The organism is Pseudomonas sp. sp1636 (genome assembly GCF_030376615.1).
Taxonomy (GTDB): Bacteria; Pseudomonadota; Gammaproteobacteria; order Pseudomonadales; family Pseudomonadaceae; genus Aquipseudomonas.
Window position 1 is genome coordinate 37,143 of sequence record NZ_JARRAB010000019.1, and the last position, 18,370, is coordinate 55,512.

An 18,370-nucleotide genomic window follows, 5' to 3' on the forward strand; every position below is an offset into this window, starting at 1 on the left:
AAACCAATGCAATTTGCCGATATCCAAGAAGCCCGCGACTTCCTTGAGCAGCACCCGGAAGTACGCCTTATTGAACTGTTTTTAATCGACGCCAATGGTGTCCCGCGTGGCAAGTTGCTGCACCGCGCCGAGCTGCTGGCCATCTACGAAAGCGGCCGACCGCTGCCCAGCTCGATCCTGGCGCTGACCATCAACGGCGAAGACGTCGAAGCCACCGGGCTGGTCTGGGAAGTCGCGGATGCCGACTGCTGGACCTACCCGCTGCCCGGCAGCCTGACCCTGCAACCCTGGCGCGCCCAGCCGACCGGCCAGCTGCAGGTCAGCATGCACCCAACCCAAGGCCTGCCCGCCGCCCCGGCGGACCCACGGCACGCCCTGATCCGGGTGATCGACCGCCTGAAAGCCGACGGTTACTACCCGGTGATGGCGGTGGAGTTGGAGTTCTACCTGCTCGATCAGCAACGCGATGCCAATGGCCGCCCGCAACTGGCGCGGCAAGCCAACGGCTTGCGGCCGCAGGCGCCGCAGGTGTATGGCGTGGCCGAACTTGAGCAGGTCGAGGCGTTTCTCAATGATCTGTATGCCGCCTGCGAGGTGCAGGGTCTGCCGGTGCGCACGGCCATTTCCGAATACGCCCCCAGCCAGCTGGAGCTGACCCTGGAGCACCGTTTCGATGCATTGCAGGCGATTGATGAAGGCGTGCGCTACAAGCGCTTGGTCAAGGGCGTGGCCAATAAACACGGTTTACAGGCCTGCTTTATGGCCAAGCCCTTTAGCGATCAGGCCGGCAGCGGCTTGCATATGCACATCAGCCTGGCCGACGAAAACGGCAACAACCTGATGGCTTCGGAAGACCCGCAGGGCACGCCGCTGCTGCGTCACGCCATCGGCGGCATGATGGCCAGCCTGAACGACGCCCTGGCGATTTTCTGCCCCAACGCCAACTCCTACCGGCGCTTCCAGGCCAACAGCTATGCGCCGCTGGCCAAGAGTTGGGGGGTGAACAACCGCACCGTGTCGTTTCGCGTGCCTGGTGGTCCGGCCCGCAGTCGGCATGTCGAGCACCGCATCTGCGGCGCCGACGCCAACCCTTACCTGGCCGCTGCGGCGATCCTCGCCGGCATTCACACCGGCATCCAGCAGCAGATCGATCCGGGCCAGGCCATCGTCGGCAACGGCTACGAACAGGCGTGCGAAACTCTGCCTACCGACTGGCTGACCACCCTGCGCGCGCTGGAACACTCCGACTGGGCCAGGGACGCACTGGGCGAGGACTTCCTCAAGGTGTTTCTGGCGATCAAATGGGCCGAGTTCCGCCAGTTCATGGGCGAAGTAGGCGAGCAGGACTGGCGCTGGTACCTTAGCCACGCCTGAGCCAACCCTCCAGCCTTACCTACACTGATTGAACCAGCCACGAGGAGCACCGCTATGAGCACGCCCGTTATCCTGATCACCGGGGCCGCTGGCGGCCTTGGCCGCGCCATCGCCAAGCGCTTCTCGCAGAGCCGCTGGCGGGTCGCCGCCAGCGATGTCGACAAGGACAGTCTGCATGAGCTCAATACCCTGGTGCCGTTGGACTTCAGCGCCACCGCCGACCTGCGTAGCGCCGCCAACTGTCGCGAGCTGATCGCCGCGGCGCTGGCCGGCACCGGGCGCCTGGACGCCGTGGTGAATGCCGCCGGGGTCTGGCGCCGAGGCCCGGTGCAACACTTCAGCGAGGAAGACTTCGACCTGATCATGGGCGTCAACCTCAAGGCCGCGTTCTATATGAGCCAGGCCGCCATCCCGCACTTGAAGGAAAGCCGTGGCTGCATCGTCAACATCGCCGGCAACGCCGGACACCAGGCCCATCGGGGGGCGGCGGCCTACTGCGCGAGCAAGGCGGCACTGGTGACGCTGAGCAAGACCCTGGCCCTGGAACTGGCCGAACACGGCGTGCGGGTCAACGCGGTGTCGCCCGGCGACATCGCCACGCCGATGCTCGACTACCAGGCCGAGCGCTACGGCAAGGGCAACCCCAGCACCTACAAGCGCGAACTGCTGCGCGACTACCCGCAGGGCCGCGAGGCGCGCTTTCTGCGCCCGGAGGAGGTCGCCGAGCTGGTCTGGTACCTGTGCCAGCCACAGGCCGAGGCCATCACCGGCGCCGACCTGGCGATCGACTTCGGCCTGTCGGCGGGCAAGTAGGCTGGCGCGACGGCTCGGCTGACGGCGTGACCCGCCGTGCGCCGAGGTCGTTCTGATAGAGAAGGCGCATAATCCACCCGGCGCCATCCCTCCCTTACTGAAGAGTCCGCCCATGGAACCCGGAAACGCCCAACTGTCGATGACCGTATTGATGACCCCGGATATGGCCAACTTCTCCGGCAATGTGCACGGCGGCACCCTGCTCAAGTACCTCGACGAAGTCGCCTACGCCTGCTCCAGCCGCTATGCCGGCACCTACGTGGTGACCCTGTCGGTGGATCAGGTGATCTTCCGCGAGCCGGTTCACGTCGGCGAGCTAGTGACCTTCCTCGCCTCGGTCAACTACTGCGGGCGCACGTCCATGGAGATCGGCATCAAGGTGATCACCGAGAACATCCGCGAGCGCTCGGTACGCCATACCAACAGCTGCTTCTTCACCATGGTCGCGGTCGATGAGCGCGGCAAGCCGACCGCGGTACCGGCGCGCCAGCCGCAGAATTCCGAAGAACAGCGCCGCTTCACCCAAGGCCACCAGCGCCGGATGATTCGCCAGGAACTGGAACAGCGCTACCAGGAACTCAAGGGCGAAGGCTGATCGAGCAGGCAAGACAGGGCGTGGCCTGACTGGCAGAATGCCGGCGAGCCATGGCCGGCTGCGCCCATCTGGAGCCCCGCAATGCTAACCCTCGGTAATATTTTCGTTCTGATGCTGCTGGCCACGGCCGGCGCCTGGCTGTGGCACGCTCACGGTTTGCGCGAGCGTGCCCTGGCGCAGGTCAAACAGCACTGCGCGAAAGCCGACGTCGAACTGCTCGACGGCAACGTCGCGCTGCACAAGATCACGCTCCTGGCCGATGACCGCGGGCGCAAACGCCTGGCGCGGGTGTATGGCTTCGAGTTCACCGTCACCGGCGAACAACGACATGTCGGCAGCATCGTCATGTTCGGCCCGCAGGTCGGACGCATCGAACTGGCGCCCCATCCGTTCAGGACGCCACCGCCAGACACCCCGCAGGTGATCGAACTGGAGCGATGGCGCGCCACTCATCACACATCCGGCAGGCACCCGCCGGACTCTTAAAGCAGGCCCAACGCCCGCAAGCTGGCTTTGCCCAATTCGATACGTTTGCCGGCATCGCGCAGATCCGCCATGGGGATGTTCAGCGCGAAGCTGTACAACTTGCCATCCTGCTCCAGCCAGCCAACCCACCAGCCGATGCCCGGAGCCTGAGCGGTGGCCCAGCCGGTCTTGCCGTACAACGTCCAACCAGCGCCCCGCTCAAGCCTGCTGATTTCCCGCACCTGGGCCTGAATGGCCGGCGGCAAGGGCAGCTGATCCTGGGCCAAGCGTGCGAGAAACCGGGTCTGCTCCACGGCGCTGATGGTCAAGGGCCCCTTTAGCCAGAACGTCTCAACCTCAGTGCCGACCTCGCCATTGCCGTATCCCAGCGCTTCAACCTGCCTGCGCATGCGCTCCAGGCCAATGCGCCGCGCCAGCTCCTGGTAAACCGGCAGGTTGGACAGCTTGATCGCCTCGCGCAGGCCCATGTCCCGCTCCCAGGTCTTGAGAAACCGGGGTTTGCCGTCGTAAGGGAAGACCTCGTCGACACTGCTGACCGCGCCCGTGGCGAGGCCGATCAGGCTGTTGGCAATCTTGAAGGTGGAGGCCGGAATATAGCGGGTTTGCGCGCGTTGGCGGTTGTGCCCGAGCAGCTGCCCGCTGCCGATCTCGTTCAGCACAAAAGTGCCCTGCATGGCAGCCCGCTCGAACTCCGCGGACACCGCAGGACTGTCCTGCCAATCGAGAGCCCGGATCTGACTGCTCAACAACAGCAAGGCCAGGCAAAGCATTCGTTGCATAGCGCCTCCTTAACAAGGGAAAGCTGCCCGAAACTCTCACGGGCAGGCTCGGCATCTCAGCTGTACTGCAGGAGGAAGTTGCTGACCCGCTCGGCCGTATCCAGCGGCTGCTCCTGCATGAAGCAGTGCCCGCCGTCCACCACCTGGGCGTGAATGTGCGGATTGCTCGCGCACCAGCGCGCCACCGACTTGGCGACAAAGGGGTAGCTGTGCTGGCCGTAGAGCACCTGGCTCGGAGTCGTCACCTTGGCCAGCGACGGCCACAAGCGTTTGGGAAAGGAGCTGAAAATATCCGCCTCGCGGCTCGGCCGACACTTCAATTCGACACCTGCGCCGCCGTCTCTCAAGGCATGGGCGATATAGGCGTCGAAGGCGGCCTCGCTCCAGCCGCGGAACATCCCGCGGCCATGCAGCGCGGCATGCGCCGCCGCGCGCTCCGGCCACTCGCGGCGCCGCTTGCGCGCCTTGCTCGCGAGGGTATTGAGCGAACCCAGACCGACCACGTCGGAGAGCGCCATCACCCCGATCATCGCCGGGGTGAACAGCACCGGATCGAGCAATACCGCACGGCTGAACAACTGTGGCTGCTGGGCCAGCATCAGGCTGGTCAAGACCCCGCCAAAACTGTGGCCGACGGCAAACAACGGCACCTCGGCAAAGTGCTTGCGGCCCTCGGCGAACGCCTCCAACGCCAGCTCGGCGCTGCGGTTCCAGCCATGGAAACGGCCGCCATGATCGCTGTCGCCATGGCCCTGGACATCGCACAGCCAGAGGTCGAAATCCGCCGCCAGACAGGCCAGCAGCGGCTCGTAGACACGCCCGCAATAACCGTTGCCATGCAGAAAATGCAGCAGCGGCTTGCCCGAGGGCGGCGAATGCCAGCCGCGCAGGGTGAAACCGGCGGAACAGGCGTGGGACCAGGGTTGAAGATCCATGCAGGGGCTCGCTATCGACTGGGCGGCCAGTTTACTGCGCTGCTCGCCCGGAGCCGAGCGGCGAATAAAAAGGTTCTGTACCCGTTAGGTGTTGTACCGCCAGGCGCGAGCGGCCTGCGATCCGTAGGAGGCCCGACCTCGGGGCGAGCTTTTGCTATACCGCGAAACACCGCGAAACGATGGGCAGGCAGCCCTGCGGACTGCATTCGCCGCGGGGCGCGTGACCCACATGGATGTGGGAAATGCCGCTAGCCTGTCAGGAACAGGCACGGCCCTCCGACAAGAGATCGCGCCTGCAACACATGATTGGGGCATGGCCAAAAAAACGGGCATCCGCTGGTGCCCGAAAGTCCACGCTCAATGTCTGCTTAGCCTTGCTTGGCGCGGATAAAGCGCTCCAGCAAGCGGTTCAGCTGCTCGGGCTGATCCAGCGGCGTGGCATGCCCCGAGTCGGTCACCACCTGCAGCTCGGCATTGCGCAACTGGGCGACGTAGGCCTGCTTGTAGGCCAATGGCGTGTAATCGCGATCGCCGGCCACGATCAGCATCGGCGTATCGACGCCGTTGACCGCCGGCAGCGCCGACCAGCCGAGAATCGCGCGGATCGCATGCAGGTAGGACACCGGATCATTGGCACCGATGCGCATCGCGATGCGCCGGCGTAATTCGCCCTGCCCGGCGTGGGGAAACAGCTTGCGCGCCAGCAGCCGACCCATGGCCTTGAGGCCGAACAGGCGGATCAGCGCCAGACGCAGCCACACCTTGCCGCGCAAGGCCCAGGAGTCCAGCGGAAAACTTGGCGCACTGTTGATCGCCACCAGCCGGCCGACCAACTCCGGCTGCTGTGCCAGCAACTGGAAGCCGACCATGCCGCCCATGGAGATGCCCACCAACACGCAGCCCTGGATGCCCTGGGCGCGGATAAACTCGGCCACATCATTGGCCAGTTCCGCCACGCTGACCGGGGCGCGCAGGGGTTCGCTGGCTCCATGGCCGCGCAGGTCGAGGGCGAAGACTTCGGCAAAGCGCGACAGCGCATCGATCTGCGGCTGCCAATCCTGCACGGATGAGCCCAGCCCATGCAGCAACAACACCGGCCCCCCCTGACCCTGCCGAATATACGCACAACGGCCATTCATCAATTGCATATAGTGCACAAATAAACTCCATTTAATAATTAACTTTAACGCACTACTTAGCCTGCCCTCCTGACGCACGGCGCACTTCAGGAAACAACTATGCATGTCACGCCATGACCAACTTAGTTGGTAAGTCAGGGTTTGCCTTATGCGCCTGAAAAACCTAGAATCGGCCTGCTTCTTATAGAGAATTTCCCCCATGTACAGCATTTCCAGCCCGACTCAGGCGCGCAGTAAAAAAGCCTTGGAGCGCTTCCTCAACGTGGCGGCCGAACTGCTGGCAGACAATCGTTTCGAAGACACCGGCATTTCCCAGATCGCGGTGCTGGCGGAATCCTCGGTGGGCACCTTCTATCGCCTGCTGGGCGACAAGGACGTGCTGCTCTACGCCGTGCATGAACGCTTCGTCGAGCAGGGCCGCAGTGCCATCGACAGCCTGGTGCACGACCTCAGCCTCGGCGGCCTGCCGCTCAGCGGACAGATCGAAGCCTTTATTCAAGGCATGATCGGGCTGTTCGAGGGTCGCGAAGGTCTGCTCCGCGCCCTGATTCGGCGCAGCTCGGCCGACCTGCAATTTCGCCAGCGCTTCCACCAGCTCAATGCCTATATCGGCCAGACTTTCTGCGCCATCGTCCTGGCCCGCCAGAACGAACTGCACCACCCGCAGCCGCAACAGGCCGCCGACCTGTCGGCCCATATGCTGCTGGCCAGCATGAATTACCTGACCATGGTCGGCACCCTCGGCGAAACGCCTCGGGAAATTATCCCCGAGGAACTTTCCCGGCTGATCTGTAATTATCTGGAAGTTGCCAAACATTAACGACGGCTGTCCCGGCGTAATTGTGCCGGGGTAAAATCCGACGGTTGCAAGGCAATATCAAATTGATTGGCCGGTTCTTCATTGGACAACACGCCGATTACATATCGCCCGCCGATCAGGTCATATACCGCATCGCCTTTGGTCCAGACCAATGGCTGGTCGTACAGGTTGATGGTGTAGGACTCGCCGACCCGCCACAGGGTGTCGCGATTGTCGTAGTGATCGACCAGCAGGATCTGGTAGCTGTCTTCGTCGAAATACATGTCGCGCTGCTTGTACTGATGGCGCATGCCGGCCTTCAGCGTGGCCCGCACATGCCAGACCCGGTGCAATTCGTAACGCAGCAGATCCGGGTTGATATGCCCGCGCTTGACGATGTCGCTGTATTTGTTGCTCTTGGCCGCCAGGCGGTAGCTGTTGTAGGGCACATAGAGTTCCTGCTTGCCCAGCAACTGCCACTCGTACTTGTCCGGCGCGCCGGAGAACATGTCGAAATTGTCGGTGGTGCGCATGCCATCGGATGAGGTGCCGGGTGAGTCGTAGGCCACGTTCGGCGCACGTCTTACCCGGCGCTGTCCGGAAGCGTAGAGCCAGGCCAGGCGCGGCTCTTTGACCTGGTTGACGGTCTCGTGCACCAGCAGTTCGGTGCCGGCCAGTCGCGCCGGGGCCAGAACCGACTGGCGGAAGTAGAAGAGGATGTTGCCGTTGCTCTGGCTGTGGTTCCCGGCGGCCTCGTTGAACAGGAACAGATCCTCGATCTTGGTCATGAAGTAGTCGCCGCCGGCATGCGGCACGGCCTGGGCGTAGTAGCGCTTGACGCTGCCGCCGCGGTAGCGCACCAGGTGGTTCCACAGCACTTCGAGACCCGACTGCGGCAGCGGGAACGGCGTGGCCAACTTGAAGTCGGCGATGCCATTGCCATTCTCGATCAGCTTGGCCGAAGTCGCGTTGTACTTGGCCGCGGCATACACCTTGTCCGGGTAGGAGGCCGAACGCCGGGTCGGGTAGACGTTCAATTTCCAGCTGTCGCTAAAGCGCGTGAGCATGGCCAACTGGCCGGGGCTGAGCTGCTCACGGTACTGCGCGGCATTGGCCGCCGTGATGCTGAACAACGGCTGGTCGGCGGCATAGGGGTCGCGATAGCCAAGAACCGGGTCGTAGGCAGTGGCGTCACGCGGCAGGCCGCCCTCCCAGGCGGGAATGCTGCCGCTAGCATTGCCGGCCTTTTCCGCACCTATGGGGGTTAACTCCTGGCCGAGCCGCGCAGCCTTGAGCGCATCCACCTGGGCCTGAGCCAGGCCGGCCGTCAGCAGCAGGCAAGCGAACAGGCTGGCGCGCAAAATTCCTGAAGTCTTCATGGTCTTCCCTTCCTAGAAACTGTATTTGATGTTGAAGCCGAGGTAGTCGCGGTCGCTGCTCTTGTTGGCCAGGTCGCCGCCGCTGTAACCGACATACTTGACGCCGACGGTCAGGGCTTCCCGGTAGATCGCATCGACGCCAACGGCATAGCTCTTGCGCTCTTCCAGCAAGCCATTGGTCAACTGCGGGGCGACGCCATTGATGCCGTACTGGTAGCTGACGCTGGGCACCAGATTGATCAGGTTGAACACGTTGCTATAGGTCAGCGACAAGCTGCTCTGCGCGCCCCAGGCACTGGAGGTGGCACCGTAATAGTCGACATTCGACTCCAGGCCCTGCACCCGGCTGCCCACCACCTCGGTCATCAGGGTGGCGGCGTTGGCTCCGAGCAGGTTGTTGAAGCTGTAGATCCCCACCAGCGAGGCCTGCCACATGGCCTTCTCGCGGTAACCATCGAGGCGTGTACCGGCATCCAGGCCAACGGCCATACCACCCAGCGCGGTCGGCAAGTACTCGCCCAGCCCCAGGGCAATAGGCGCGTTGGGCCGGTAACTCAGCTCACCGGCCAGGGACAGGCCGTTGAGGAAGCTGTCGCCGCCGATGCTGGTGTTGAAGCTCAGGCCGTAGAGGTGGCGTTTTTCCAGATACTCGGCGTAGTAACGCGAGCTATTGGCCACCGGCAAAATGCTGGGGCCGACTATCGGCAAATCGAATAGACCCAACTGGCTGACGGTCAGGCCGATCATCGGCACGTTCATGTTGTAGCGCAGGTAGTAGAACCCCAGTTCGCTGTCGTTCAGCTCCGGCGCCATCCAGCGCAGGGCCACGCCGAACTGGGGCGCGCCATCGGCTTTGACATCCTTGCCGCGGGGGATATAAGTGGTCGGCAGGTAGGCCCTGAGACCATCGAACATCGGCAGGCCAGGCAACATATCGGCAAAGGCCTGGGCCTGCTCCGGACTGTCGAACGCCAGACCACCGGTCAGTTGCTCCTGCAATGGCGGCAGCATCAAGTAATCGCAGCCGCCTCCGAGCGCGTCCAGGGTGGAAAAGTAGGTGCCGCAGGGGTCGATCTTGGTTTCTTCCCAGGCACTGCCGGGCTGCCAGTAGCCCTCGATGGACAGGCCGTCGCTCAGCTCGAACGAGGCATAGCCCATCAGGGTCGGCAGGTAGGCTTCTTTCAGTTCGGAGCCCGGCGCGCGCAGGGCGTTGAGATCCACCGGGTTGGTCGCGCCAATGCCGTTCTGATAGAACAGGCCTTCGCCCCAGTTGATCACCTGGCGGCCGAGGCGGGCATTCAGGGTGCGCTCGGCCAGCGTCCAGCTGCCATAGACGAAGGCATCCAGCAGATCGATGCTGGAGCCGGCATCGTCCAGGCCCTTGCTGGGGATTTCACGGTGGCGGCGCTCATCGTCCTTCAACTCGAAGTCGTAGAAACCACGGGCGCGCAGGAAGATGCCGTAATCGTCCTGAAAGTTCAGATCCAGCTCGCTGACCACCTTGGCCACCTCGGAGAACAGCTCGCCCTTCTTGAAGTTGAGGTTACCGTCGTCGGAGTTGATCAGCGCGTTGTTATTGCCCTTGCCGCCATTGGCGCGGGCAATCAGCCGACGATCCTGGCTTTCCATACGGTAGTTCACCCCGTAGGACAGGGTGGTATCCAAAGACAGCGCCCAGTCCCCTGAGCGCCCCTGAAAGGCATGTGCCTGGCTAACCGCCAGCAATGCCAAGCAACCCGCCGTCCATGCTGATCTCTGTGCTGACACGACGATCTCCTGTTGTATTGTTTTTATCGGAACCGGAACATCGGTTCCGATAATGTAGTGACGCCCGCCTCGCTTGACAAGCCCGTCGAAGTTTTTTTCTTGCGCCTGTGGCCGGTGCTAGAGAGTTAGCAACTCTGTAGCGCCCGGTGCATGGGGTTTCACGCACTTGACGGAATCGGAATTCAGGTTTCTATTTAGGCCGCAGCCATAAAAAACCAGCCACCGCCAGGCGGACAAGCCCTTAGAAAAGGCTCTGTATCCGCTAGGTGTTGTATCACCAGGCGCGAACGGCCTGCGATCCGTAGGAGGCCCGACCTCGGGGCGAGCTTTTGCTATACCGCGAAACACCGCGAAACGATGGGCAGGCAGCCCTGCGGGCTGCATTCGCCGCGGGGCGCGTGACCCACATGGATGTGGGAAATGCCGTTAGCCTGTCAGGAACAGGCGCGGCCCTCCTACAAGAGGTCGCGCATGCAACACATGATTGGGACATGGCCTTAGAAAAACACGGCACCATTGGAGGTTCATCATGCTTATCACTGCCAAACCGGGAGTTCGCTGGCTGGGCTTGATCGCCCTGCTGGCGTACCTGTTTGCAACCCCAAGCTGGGCTGACTCGCCATGTAGCGAGCGCAAACAGACCTTGCTGCTGCCCGGCAAGATCAGCTGCAGCCATCAATCGACCTGGATCGCTTCGGGGCCGCTGACGGCGCGCAAGGTGATCTACCAAAGACCCGCCGGCACCCCGCCGCCCGGTGGCTGGCCGGTAGCGCTGCTCTACCAGGGTTCGTTCTTTGCCCTGGATGATTTCGTCTATTACAGCAACGCCTGGCTGGGCAAGCTGTACAACGAAGGCAAAACCATCAAGACCCTGCTCGACCATGGTTATGCGGTAATTGCCCCCAGCGCGCCGGCCGATCTGTTCTGGCAAACCAATATTCCCGGCCTGTCGGGAGAGCTGTACGAAACCAGCAGCGACTTCAGCTTTCTCAGCAACCTGTTCCAGGCTATCGACAACGGCCATTTCGGCCCGCTGAACGGCCAGCGCAAGTACGCCACCGGGATTTCCAGCGGTGGCTACAACAGCAGCCGCATGGCCGTGTCCTTCCCCGGCCAGTTCAAGGCGCTGGTGGTGCACTCCGGCGCCTATGCCAGTTGCAGTGGACCGCTCTGTGCGGTGCCGGATAGCCTCCCGGCCGACCATCCGCCGACCTACTTCATCCATGGCTTCGTCGACGCGGTAGTCCCGTGGTGGAGCATGGATCTGTACTACGACCGCCTGCTCCATCAGGGCATTCCAACCGGGCGTTATACCGAGCCGCTGGGCCAGCACGAATGGTTCGACGCCTCGCCGGGCAAGATCCTCGCCTGGTTCAACGCCTACCCCTGAAAACCGCGCGCAGGCTGACTAATCGGCCAGCAGGCAGTGCCGGATAGCCGCCTGCAGGGCGGCGACATCCTGCGCCTCGGCAAAGATCAGCTCCAGGCGCGAGTCGTTGCGCCATTCGCTGGCCTGCCAGTGCAGGGGCTGGCCGCTCAGGGCGTTGGCGGAAAGCCCGCCGGCGTTGGTCTGCAGCACCAGCTTGGCGCGCTGCCAGGGCAATCTACTGAGCCAGTGTTGCACCCGCATCAGCTCGAAGCGCTGGCTGGGGTGCCAGCGCCAGCCGATGCTCCAGCCCTCGGGTTGCGCCTGAACCTGGCAGATCGGCTCGGCCGGGGTGCGCCAGATCTGCGGCAGGGCGGCGGCGCTATCGGGCAGCCCATCCAGCTCGGCCCCGACCTCGGCGCGGGCGGCGAAACCGGGTAATTGCGCCAGGGGCAAGGCTGCCTGAGCCGTCCACAGCAACGGCCGCGCCGACAGTTGCGCCTGAAGCCGCGCCTTCGTCGCCTCATCCAGTTGTTCGGCTTTATTGAGCAGCAACAGGCCGGCGCTTTCCAGGGTCGCCTGCTGGCTCGCGGGTAATGGCGCGCCAGCGGCCAGGGCGGCGGCATCCAGCACCAGCACCGGCGCCTGCACGGCCAATACGCCGGCCCAGGGCGGCTCGCGCAATTGCCGCAACAGCTCTAACGGATGCCCCAGGCCGGACGGTTCGATCAACAAACGATCCGGTTTGGCCTTGCGCAGTAACCGGCTCAAGCCGACCTGAAAGGGCACGCCGTTGACGCAGCACAGGCAGCCGCCGGCCACCTCGGCCATGGCGATGCCGTCGGCGGCGCGGGTCAGCAGGGCCGCGTCCAGGCCGATCAGGCCGAACTCGTTGATCAGCACCGCCCAGCGCTCAGCGGCCGGACGCTGCGCCAACAAATGCCGGATCAGGCTGGTTTTGCCGGCGCCCAGGGAGCCGGCGATGACATGGGTGGGGATATTCTTGAGCATGGGCCTATGGTGCGGTTGTGCAGCCGCAAGGGGAAGTGCTGGTGTGCAACCGGCCGAGCCCATGAACCCGAGCCTGGCTGCGGCGCATGCACCAGCGCTTGCCTGGGCGCCCGAGACTACCTGCGCAACGGCATCGCTCCTGACCTGCCATGCGCATTGCCACCGACCAGTCAATGGCATGCCGACCAACCCTTTGTACTCGACTTGAGCAACACACGCCGTAGCGATGGCCGGTAGAGAACGGTCGATGCTGTTGAAAACTCCCTTTGCGATTTCAGCCCACAGAAGTGCGTGGCTTACGCTGAAACCTGAGTCGCTACGGACGCTGAACGGGTTCAGATTCCACGTGGCAACAGCCAAACCCGTCCTTTTCGCTGCTCAGAGGCGGTGAAAATATCGGGCGCCGTCGCAAGGCTGTATCCAGACGTTCGCGGCAAGGCGCGTTGCAGGCGTTTGGAGGCAGCCGCAGCAGGCGGGCGTTTTTTCACAAGCTCTCAGTTCACGTGAGGCGGGACGGCACCGACTTTTTCAACAGAATCGGCCAAAAGCAGACGTTCGGATGCGTTTGCGATATTCAGGAACGATTATCTATCAAGGACATAGCTTGCCGACAAGCATCAGCAAGCTATACCGCAGGCGGTCGCTTCAGGCGCGGACAATTGGGGCAGAGCTCAACCCCCGGCAGCACGAAGCGAATGCAGCACAGACGGCGCTGCCGCCAGGGTCGCACCTGCCCATCGGCGTGTTCGATATCGACGTAGCGGATCGGCGCGTACAGCGGATTGCGCGAACCATCCGGGCGCTGTGGGGCACTCAACAAGCGCTCGCCATCGAGCAATAGCTGCGGCTGCTGGCTGCGTTTGTTCAATTGCCCCAGCCAGGCCTCGAAGTAGTTACCGGCATTGCTCCAGAGCACTTTCGCCGACACCCCGGTATGGGCGCAGAGCGCCTGGATAAAGGGCTGCAGGTTGTCATCGAGCAGATGAGCGAAACGCTCGAAGGGATTTTGCACCGGCGGCAGTGGCTCGCACTGCCCTGGCAGCTTGAATGCCTGCGGCAAGCCCTCGGCATCGACGACTATCGATATTTGCTCGATCCGCAGCGACATGCGCAGATCCAGCAGCAGGGCCGCGCTGATCACCGGAGGAAACAGGCGCATGAAGTATTGATTGGCCCAGATCGAGGCCAAGCCACGCGGATCCGACGTTGCGAACTGGGGACGAAAACGCGCCATCAGCGCACTCAACCTATGCGGTTGAAGGAATTCGGCGCCACCGATGGCCTCACGCGGGTCGTCCGCCAGCACGAAGACATTGCGGTACCGCGCCAGATCGCCGCTGAACAGCGTAGCGAGCCCGCCCAGCACCTCGCCCGCAGCTGCCCCACCCTGAGTTAGGCCCATTGAGCCAGAGGCCACAGGCAGCCTCGTCGGTTCAGTCGCATCGGCATTCTTGGGAAAATCCTTGGCGCGCAATGCCTTCATCCTTCATAAATAAATTAATAATAACGCTAACGATTAGCGTTTGCGAAAGACTCCTTCATTACTTAATATGCAGACCGCGCCCAATCCAGAGCGGCAATGTACATGGATGATGTCGGACACTCGAAAGCAGCTGTGCAGCTGGCGATGCTGGTCAACCTGCTGTCCATCGGCAGCCTGATGATGGTGATGCCCCTGGGCCCGGATCTGGTTCGCCATCTCGGCATGCAGGCCAATCATGTCGGTTACATCAGCGGCGGTGCGACGCTCGCCGCGGCCTTGAGCATGGCATTGGCGGCGCCCTGGCTGGATCGTTTGAACCGCAAGCAGGCGCTGGTCAGCCTGCTGACCCTGCGTTTTGCCCTGCTTATCGCTTGCGCCCTGGCCGGCAGCGCAGAGCAACTGATCCTGCTGTTCGTGCTTTCCGGCCTGGTCGCCGGGCCCATGGGTGCGCTGCTAATGGCGAGCATGCTGGACGTCATCGCGCCGACCGAACGCGGGCGAAAACTCGCCTATATCGGCATGGGCTTTTCCCTGGCGGCGATTGTGGTGGTGCCACTGGCCCTGGAGTTGGCGCTGCGCTGGGGTTGGCAAGCGCCCTTTATCTTCTTCGGCGGCCTGGGCCTGGTGCTGGCGCTGCTATGCCACTTTCTGCTGCACATCCCGGTCAACCGCGCGCGCCCCACCGGCTCGCTGCTGCCGCTGCTGAAATCCCCCCTGTGCCTGGGTGCGCTGGCGATCACCGCGCTGCAGCTATTCGGCCACTTCCTGCTGGTGCCGCACCTCTCCAACTACTTCCAGTTCAACCTGCATTTCCCGCGCGAGCAGATCGGCTCGCTGTTCCTCTGCGGCGGCCTGGCCAGCCTCGCGGCCATGCGTCTGGGCGGTAGCTGGATCGACCGGGGCCAGGCGCCGACGGTGATCCTGCTCAGCAGCGGCGGCTTGGCACTGACCACGCTACTGGGCTTTGCCATCCCGAGCGGCCTGTCGATCTACCTGATCTTCGTGCTGTTCATGGCCGCCAGCGCGGTGCGCACCAACAGCAGCATGACCCTCGCCGCGGCGATCCCTCCGCCACACCAGCGCGCCGCCTTCATGGCGTTCCAGGGCACCGTCAGCAATGTCGCCGCCGGGCTCGGCAGCCTGTTCTCGGCGCTCTACCTGAGCAGCGGCGCAGACAACCAACTACAGGGCTTCAACCGGTTAAGCGGCTTCTATGTCGTCGCCGGAATACTCACGGGGGTGGGTATGTGCTTGCTCCTGCGTGGCATCCAACGCCGCGATGCCGCCAGCCACAGCGCAGGCATAACAACACAGGCGGGCTAAAACCGCCGATCACCAGTGATCAGCTGCACACGAGCCAACACCTACTCAAAATGGAACCTGTCATGTCTTTTGTCCGAAACATCAATCGCCGTCGCGCCATCTCTGTGGGGGTGTTGGGCGGCCTGTTGCCTCTAGCGGCACTGGCCGACAACGCACTCACCCTGGACAGCAGCATCGTCACCGCAACCCAAACCGCGCACAGCCAGTTGAGTGTCCCAGCCAGCGCCTCGGTCATCACCCGCGCCGAACTGGACAAGATGCCGGTCTACGACCTGGCCGATGCGGTGAAGCGCCTGCCCGGCGTACACATCAACACCTCCTCGGCCTTTGGCCGCAAGGAGATCAAGATTCGCGGCATGGATTCGGACTACACCCTGCTGCTGGTCAACGGCCGCCGCATCAACTCGCGCGATGCCCTGACCTCCAACTACGCCAACGACTTCGACCTGTCCTCGATCCCGATGGCGGCGGTCGAACGCATCGAGGTCATCCGCGGCCCGATGTCCTCGCTGTACGGTGCCGATGCCCTGGGCGGCGTGGTCAACGTGATCCTGCGCCAGCCGACCAACGCTACCGAAGCCGGCGTGGCCTACAGCTACGAGCACCCCACCGAAGGCGACCACGGCGACGCGCACCAGGCCAGCGGCTACCTCAGCGGTGCGCTGATCGAGAACAAGCTGCTGGGCAACCTGATCATCCAATCGACCGATCAGGCGGCCTGGCAAAGCGACCAGCTCAGCCTCAAGGGCACCGATGCCGCCGAGCAGCGTCAGGGCGACAGCGTACTGGGCTCGCTGAGCTGGTTGCTCGACGAGCAGCAGAGCATCGACCTCGATATCAGCCACCGCGAGGACGACCGCAAGGCCCGCTGGAACAACTTCGGCACGCTGGTCACCAACGTTCAGGACATGGAACGCAGCACCTTCGGCCTGGCCCACAACGGCAGCTGGGACAGCTTCGACTCCCGTGTGCGCTACTACTACGAAGAGGTCGAGCTGACCGACGACTCGCAGATCATGACCCGGCTGCGCGGCCGCGTCGGCGAAGTGGAGCAGGACAACCACACCCTCGACGGCCAGGTCTCGACCACCCTCGGCAGCCACCTGCTGACCGCCGGCAGCGAGTTGCGCCGCACCACGTTGAGCCACAACCAGAATCTCGGCAAGGAAACCGAAGTCGACCAGCAGGCCGTCTACCTGCAGGACGAGTTCTCCCTGGGCGCGCTCGACATCACCCTGGGCGGGCGCTGGGATGATCACGAAGTCTATGGCGGCGAGTTCAGCCCACGCCTCTACGGCATCTACAACCTGACCGACAACTGGGTGCTCAAGGGCGGCGCGGGCAAGGCCTTCAAGGCGCCGGACATCACCCAGTCCGACGACAGCTACAGCGTGCTGGCCTGCCGCGGCATGTGCCAGATAGTCGGCAACCCGGATCTGAAACCCGAGACCTCCGTCAGTTACGAGCTGGGCACCCTGTATCAGGATCAGCGCCTGCAGGCCGGCATCATGTTCTTCAACAACGACATCGAAGACATGATCGTCAGCGACAGCTGGCGCGCCGGTTATCGCCCCGCGGTGATGACCTACACCAACGTCAGCAAGGCGCGCATCCGGGGTTACGAGCTGCAAGGCCGCTATGCCTTCAGCGACGCCCTGGCCGCGCGCGCCAACTACACCTACTCCGACGCCGAAGACCGCGACACCGACAAGCCGCTGAACTACAGCCCGCAGCATGTCGGCAATATCGGTCTCGACTGGCAGGCCCTGCCGAAACTGGGCCTGAACCTGGACTACCAGTACACCGGCAGCCAGATGCTGGTGGTGCCGACCAAATCCGCCAGCTTCGAGTCGGGTGCCTACCACACCCTGAGTCTGGGCACCCAGTTCCAGGCGACCAGGGAGCTCGCGCTCAAGGCCGGGCTGAACAACCTGACCAACACCAAGCGTGACGACGTGGCCCAGTCCATCGACCACATCCTGATGGGCCGCACCTTCTTCGTTGGCTTCAGCTACGACCTGTAACCCCCGCACCCCGGCGACACCTGTCGCCGGGGTCAGCCGAATTCTGCCCAGTGGACTCATGAGCCAAACAACCCGCACGCTTCGCGCCCATCAACGCAACGCCCTGCTCGGCGGCAGCCTATTGCTGGGCGTGTTGCTGGTGCTGTCGCTGGCCACCGGTGCCGGCCAGTACGGCGCGGCGGAGGTGCTCGGCTATCTGCTCGGCGATCCCGCGCGCCTGGTCGACGACAAGCTGGCCATGGTGGTCGACAGCCTGCGCCTGCCGCGCACCCTCGCCGCCCTGCTGGTCGGCAGCAGCCTGGCACTGGCCGCCACCCTGTTGCAGAGCGCCACGCGCAACCCGCTGGCCGAACCCGGCCTGCTCGGGGTCAACGCCGGCGCGGTGTTCGGCCTGGTAATTGGCCTGATCTACTTCGGCGTCGAATCGACCCGGGGCTACCTGCTCTGGGCCGGTGCCGGCGCGCTGCTGGGCAACCTGTTGGTGCTCGGCATCGGCGTGATGCTCGGCCAGGCCAGCCCGCTCAAGCTGATCCTCGCCGGCATGGCGCTGGCCGCGGTGTTCGGCGGCATGGCCAACTTCCTCCTGCTCTCCACCCGCGTCGCGCTGGAGCAGTTCCGCTACTGGAACCTCGGTTCGCTGTCGGCCTCAGAACTCTCCGCCGTGCTCACGGTCGGCCCGCTGGCGCTGCTCGGCCTGGTGCTCGCCGCTTTGCTCTGCCGGCAACTGACGCTGATGCAGATGGGCGACAGCCAGGCCCGCGCCCTGGGTATTTCCACCACCTGGGTACGCATCGGCGTACTGCTCGCCGCCACCCTGCTGACCGCCTGCGCCATCGCCCTGGCCGGCCCTATCGGCTTCGTCGGTTTCCTCGCCGCCTACTGCGCGCGGCTGCTGGAACCGGTGGCGCTGCTGCGCCAGCTGCTGTTCTCCAGCCTGTTCGGCATGCTGTTCCTGCTCGCCGCCGACATCCTGGCGCGCTGGCTGGTGCAACCCTACGAGCTGCCGGTCGGCACTTTGCTGGCCGCATTGGGCGCGCCGGCCTTGATCGCCATCGTCCTGCGCGGCGGCTTCCGTTCCCTGCTGGCGGTGAAATAGA

General features: G+C 63.7%; 16 protein-coding genes. 9 read left to right on the forward strand and 7 right to left on the reverse strand.

Going from position 1 to position 18,370, the window contains the following annotated elements; all coding sequences use genetic code 11:
- Window positions 1-6 precede the first annotated feature (6 nt).
- From P8H27_RS17295 to P8H27_RS17310, 4 genes are all read left to right on the forward strand, one after another.
- Entirely contained in the window at window positions 7-1,374 is a 1,368-nt protein-coding gene (locus tag P8H27_RS17295) for a glutamine synthetase family protein (protein WP_289638898.1), read from the forward strand.
- A 54-nt stretch (window positions 1,375-1,428) separates the two neighbouring features.
- Window positions 1,429-2,187, forward strand: a complete 759-nt coding sequence (locus tag P8H27_RS17300) for an SDR family NAD(P)-dependent oxidoreductase (RefSeq protein WP_289638899.1) — start codon at window positions 1,429-1,431, stop codon at window positions 2,185-2,187.
- 112 nt (window positions 2,188-2,299) lie between these two features.
- The gene (locus P8H27_RS17305) at window positions 2,300-2,782 is read left to right on the forward strand and encodes an acyl-CoA thioesterase (protein ID WP_289638900.1); all 483 of its coding nucleotides are present in this window, start codon (window positions 2,300-2,302) and stop codon (window positions 2,780-2,782) included.
- An 81-nt stretch (window positions 2,783-2,863) separates the two neighbouring features.
- Window positions 2,864-3,268, forward strand: a complete 405-nt coding sequence (locus tag P8H27_RS17310; protein WP_289638901.1) for a DUF3301 domain-containing protein — start codon at window positions 2,864-2,866, stop codon at window positions 3,266-3,268.
- Here the strand turns inward: P8H27_RS17310 and blaOXA are convergent.
- From blaOXA to P8H27_RS17325, 3 genes are all read right to left on the reverse strand, one after another.
- Window positions 3,265-4,047, reverse strand: coding sequence for a class D beta-lactamase (gene blaOXA, locus P8H27_RS17315; protein WP_289638902.1), 783 nt, complete (start codon window positions 4,045-4,047; stop codon window positions 3,265-3,267). The two genes, P8H27_RS17310 and blaOXA, sit on opposite strands and share 4 nt — an antisense overlap.
- Before the next feature lie 56 nt (window positions 4,048-4,103).
- Window positions 4,104-4,982, reverse strand: a complete 879-nt coding sequence (locus tag P8H27_RS17320; RefSeq protein WP_289638903.1) for an alpha/beta fold hydrolase — start codon at window positions 4,980-4,982, stop codon at window positions 4,104-4,106.
- 368 nt (window positions 4,983-5,350) lie between these two features.
- Entirely contained in the window at window positions 5,351-6,130 is a 780-nt protein-coding gene (locus tag P8H27_RS17325; protein ID WP_289638953.1) for an alpha/beta fold hydrolase, read from the reverse strand.
- Window positions 6,131-6,320: 190 nt separating this feature from the next.
- On the opposite strand from P8H27_RS17325, the gene P8H27_RS17330 reads away from it, so the two are divergent.
- Window positions 6,321-6,941 carry a TetR/AcrR family transcriptional regulator gene (locus P8H27_RS17330; RefSeq protein ID WP_289638904.1) on the forward strand — a complete coding sequence of 207 codons (621 nt, stop codon included), beginning with the start codon at window positions 6,321-6,323 and terminating at the stop codon, window positions 6,939-6,941.
- On the opposite strand, the gene P8H27_RS17335 is transcribed toward P8H27_RS17330, so the two are convergent.
- Window positions 6,938-8,299 (reverse strand): DUF1329 domain-containing protein, encoded by a 1,362-nt coding sequence (locus P8H27_RS17335; RefSeq protein WP_289638905.1) that lies wholly within the window; start codon window positions 8,297-8,299, stop codon window positions 6,938-6,940. The genes P8H27_RS17330 and P8H27_RS17335 overlap by 4 nt on opposite strands.
- 12 nt (window positions 8,300-8,311) lie before the next feature.
- Entirely contained in the window at window positions 8,312-10,066 is a 1,755-nt protein-coding gene (locus P8H27_RS17340; RefSeq protein WP_289638906.1) for a DUF1302 domain-containing protein, read from the reverse strand.
- A 529-nt stretch (window positions 10,067-10,595) separates the two neighbouring features.
- On the opposite strand from P8H27_RS17340, the gene P8H27_RS17345 reads away from it, so the two are divergent.
- A complete protein-coding gene (locus tag P8H27_RS17345) occupies window positions 10,596-11,456 on the forward strand; it encodes a plasmid partitioning protein (protein ID WP_289638907.1) in 861 nt (286 codons plus the stop codon).
- An 18-nt stretch (window positions 11,457-11,474) separates the two neighbouring features.
- Here the strand turns inward: P8H27_RS17345 and P8H27_RS17350 are convergent, their stop codons facing one another.
- Entirely contained in the window at window positions 11,475-12,443 is a 969-nt protein-coding gene (locus P8H27_RS17350; RefSeq protein WP_289638908.1) for a GTP-binding protein, read from the reverse strand.
- A 625-nt stretch (window positions 12,444-13,068) separates the two neighbouring features.
- On the reverse strand, window positions 13,069-13,845 hold the full coding sequence (fhuF, locus tag P8H27_RS17355) for a siderophore-iron reductase FhuF (protein ID WP_289638909.1): 777 nt from the start codon (window positions 13,843-13,845) through the stop codon (window positions 13,069-13,071).
- Window positions 13,846-14,028: 183 nt separating this feature from the next.
- Between fhuF and P8H27_RS17360 the strand changes: the two genes are divergently transcribed.
- The 3 genes from P8H27_RS17360 to P8H27_RS17370 all read left to right on the forward strand — a co-directional run bounded on the left by P8H27_RS17360 (window position 14,029) and on the right by P8H27_RS17370 (window position 18,369).
- Window positions 14,029-15,249, forward strand: a complete 1,221-nt coding sequence (locus P8H27_RS17360; RefSeq protein WP_289638910.1) for an MFS transporter — start codon at window positions 14,029-14,031, stop codon at window positions 15,247-15,249.
- 62 nt (window positions 15,250-15,311) lie between these two features.
- Window positions 15,312-17,273, forward strand: coding sequence for a TonB-dependent receptor domain-containing protein (locus P8H27_RS17365; protein ID WP_289638911.1), 1,962 nt, complete (start codon window positions 15,312-15,314; stop codon window positions 17,271-17,273).
- A gap of 58 nt (window positions 17,274-17,331) precedes the next feature.
- On the forward strand, window positions 17,332-18,369 hold the full coding sequence (locus P8H27_RS17370; protein ID WP_289638913.1) for an iron ABC transporter permease: 1,038 nt from the start codon (window positions 17,332-17,334) through the stop codon (window positions 18,367-18,369).
- The last annotated feature ends 1 nt before the right edge of the window (window position 18,370 follow it).

What these genes read in the sequence shown, in the direction of transcription:
- P8H27_RS17295 (WP_289638898.1), top strand. Translation starts at nt 7, where the DNA reads ATGCAATTTGCCGATATCCAAGAAGCCCGCGACTTCCTTGAGCAGCAC.
- P8H27_RS17300 (WP_289638899.1), top strand. Translation starts at nt 1,429, where the DNA reads ATGAGCACGCCCGTTATCCTGATCACCGGGGCCGCTGGCGGCCTTGGC.
- P8H27_RS17305 (WP_289638900.1), top strand. Translation starts at nt 2,300, where the DNA reads ATGGAACCCGGAAACGCCCAACTGTCGATGACCGTATTGATGACCCCG.
- P8H27_RS17310 (WP_289638901.1), top strand. Translation starts at nt 2,864, where the DNA reads ATGCTAACCCTCGGTAATATTTTCGTTCTGATGCTGCTGGCCACGGCC.
- blaOXA (WP_289638902.1), bottom strand. Translation starts at nt 4,047, where the DNA reads ATGCAACGAATGCTTTGCCTGGCCTTGCTGTTGTTGAGCAGTCAGATC.
- P8H27_RS17320 (WP_289638903.1), bottom strand. Translation starts at nt 4,982, where the DNA reads ATGGATCTTCAACCCTGGTCCCACGCCTGTTCCGCCGGTTTCACCCTG.
- P8H27_RS17325 (WP_289638953.1), bottom strand. Translation starts at nt 6,130, where the DNA reads ATGCAATTGATGAATGGCCGTTGTGCGTATATTCGGCAGGGTCAGGGG.
- P8H27_RS17330 (WP_289638904.1), top strand. Translation starts at nt 6,321, where the DNA reads ATGTACAGCATTTCCAGCCCGACTCAGGCGCGCAGTAAAAAAGCCTTG.
- P8H27_RS17335 (WP_289638905.1), bottom strand. Translation starts at nt 8,299, where the DNA reads ATGAAGACTTCAGGAATTTTGCGCGCCAGCCTGTTCGCTTGCCTGCTG.
- P8H27_RS17345 (WP_289638907.1), top strand. Translation starts at nt 10,596, where the DNA reads ATGCTTATCACTGCCAAACCGGGAGTTCGCTGGCTGGGCTTGATCGCC.
- P8H27_RS17350 (WP_289638908.1), bottom strand. Translation starts at nt 12,443, where the DNA reads ATGCTCAAGAATATCCCCACCCATGTCATCGCCGGCTCCCTGGGCGCC.
- fhuF (WP_289638909.1), bottom strand. Translation starts at nt 13,845, where the DNA reads ATGGGCCTAACTCAGGGTGGGGCAGCTGCGGGCGAGGTGCTGGGCGGG.
- P8H27_RS17360 (WP_289638910.1), top strand. Translation starts at nt 14,029, where the DNA reads ATGGATGATGTCGGACACTCGAAAGCAGCTGTGCAGCTGGCGATGCTG.
- P8H27_RS17365 (WP_289638911.1), top strand. Translation starts at nt 15,312, where the DNA reads ATGTCTTTTGTCCGAAACATCAATCGCCGTCGCGCCATCTCTGTGGGG.
- P8H27_RS17370 (WP_289638913.1), top strand. Translation starts at nt 17,332, where the DNA reads ATGAGCCAAACAACCCGCACGCTTCGCGCCCATCAACGCAACGCCCTG.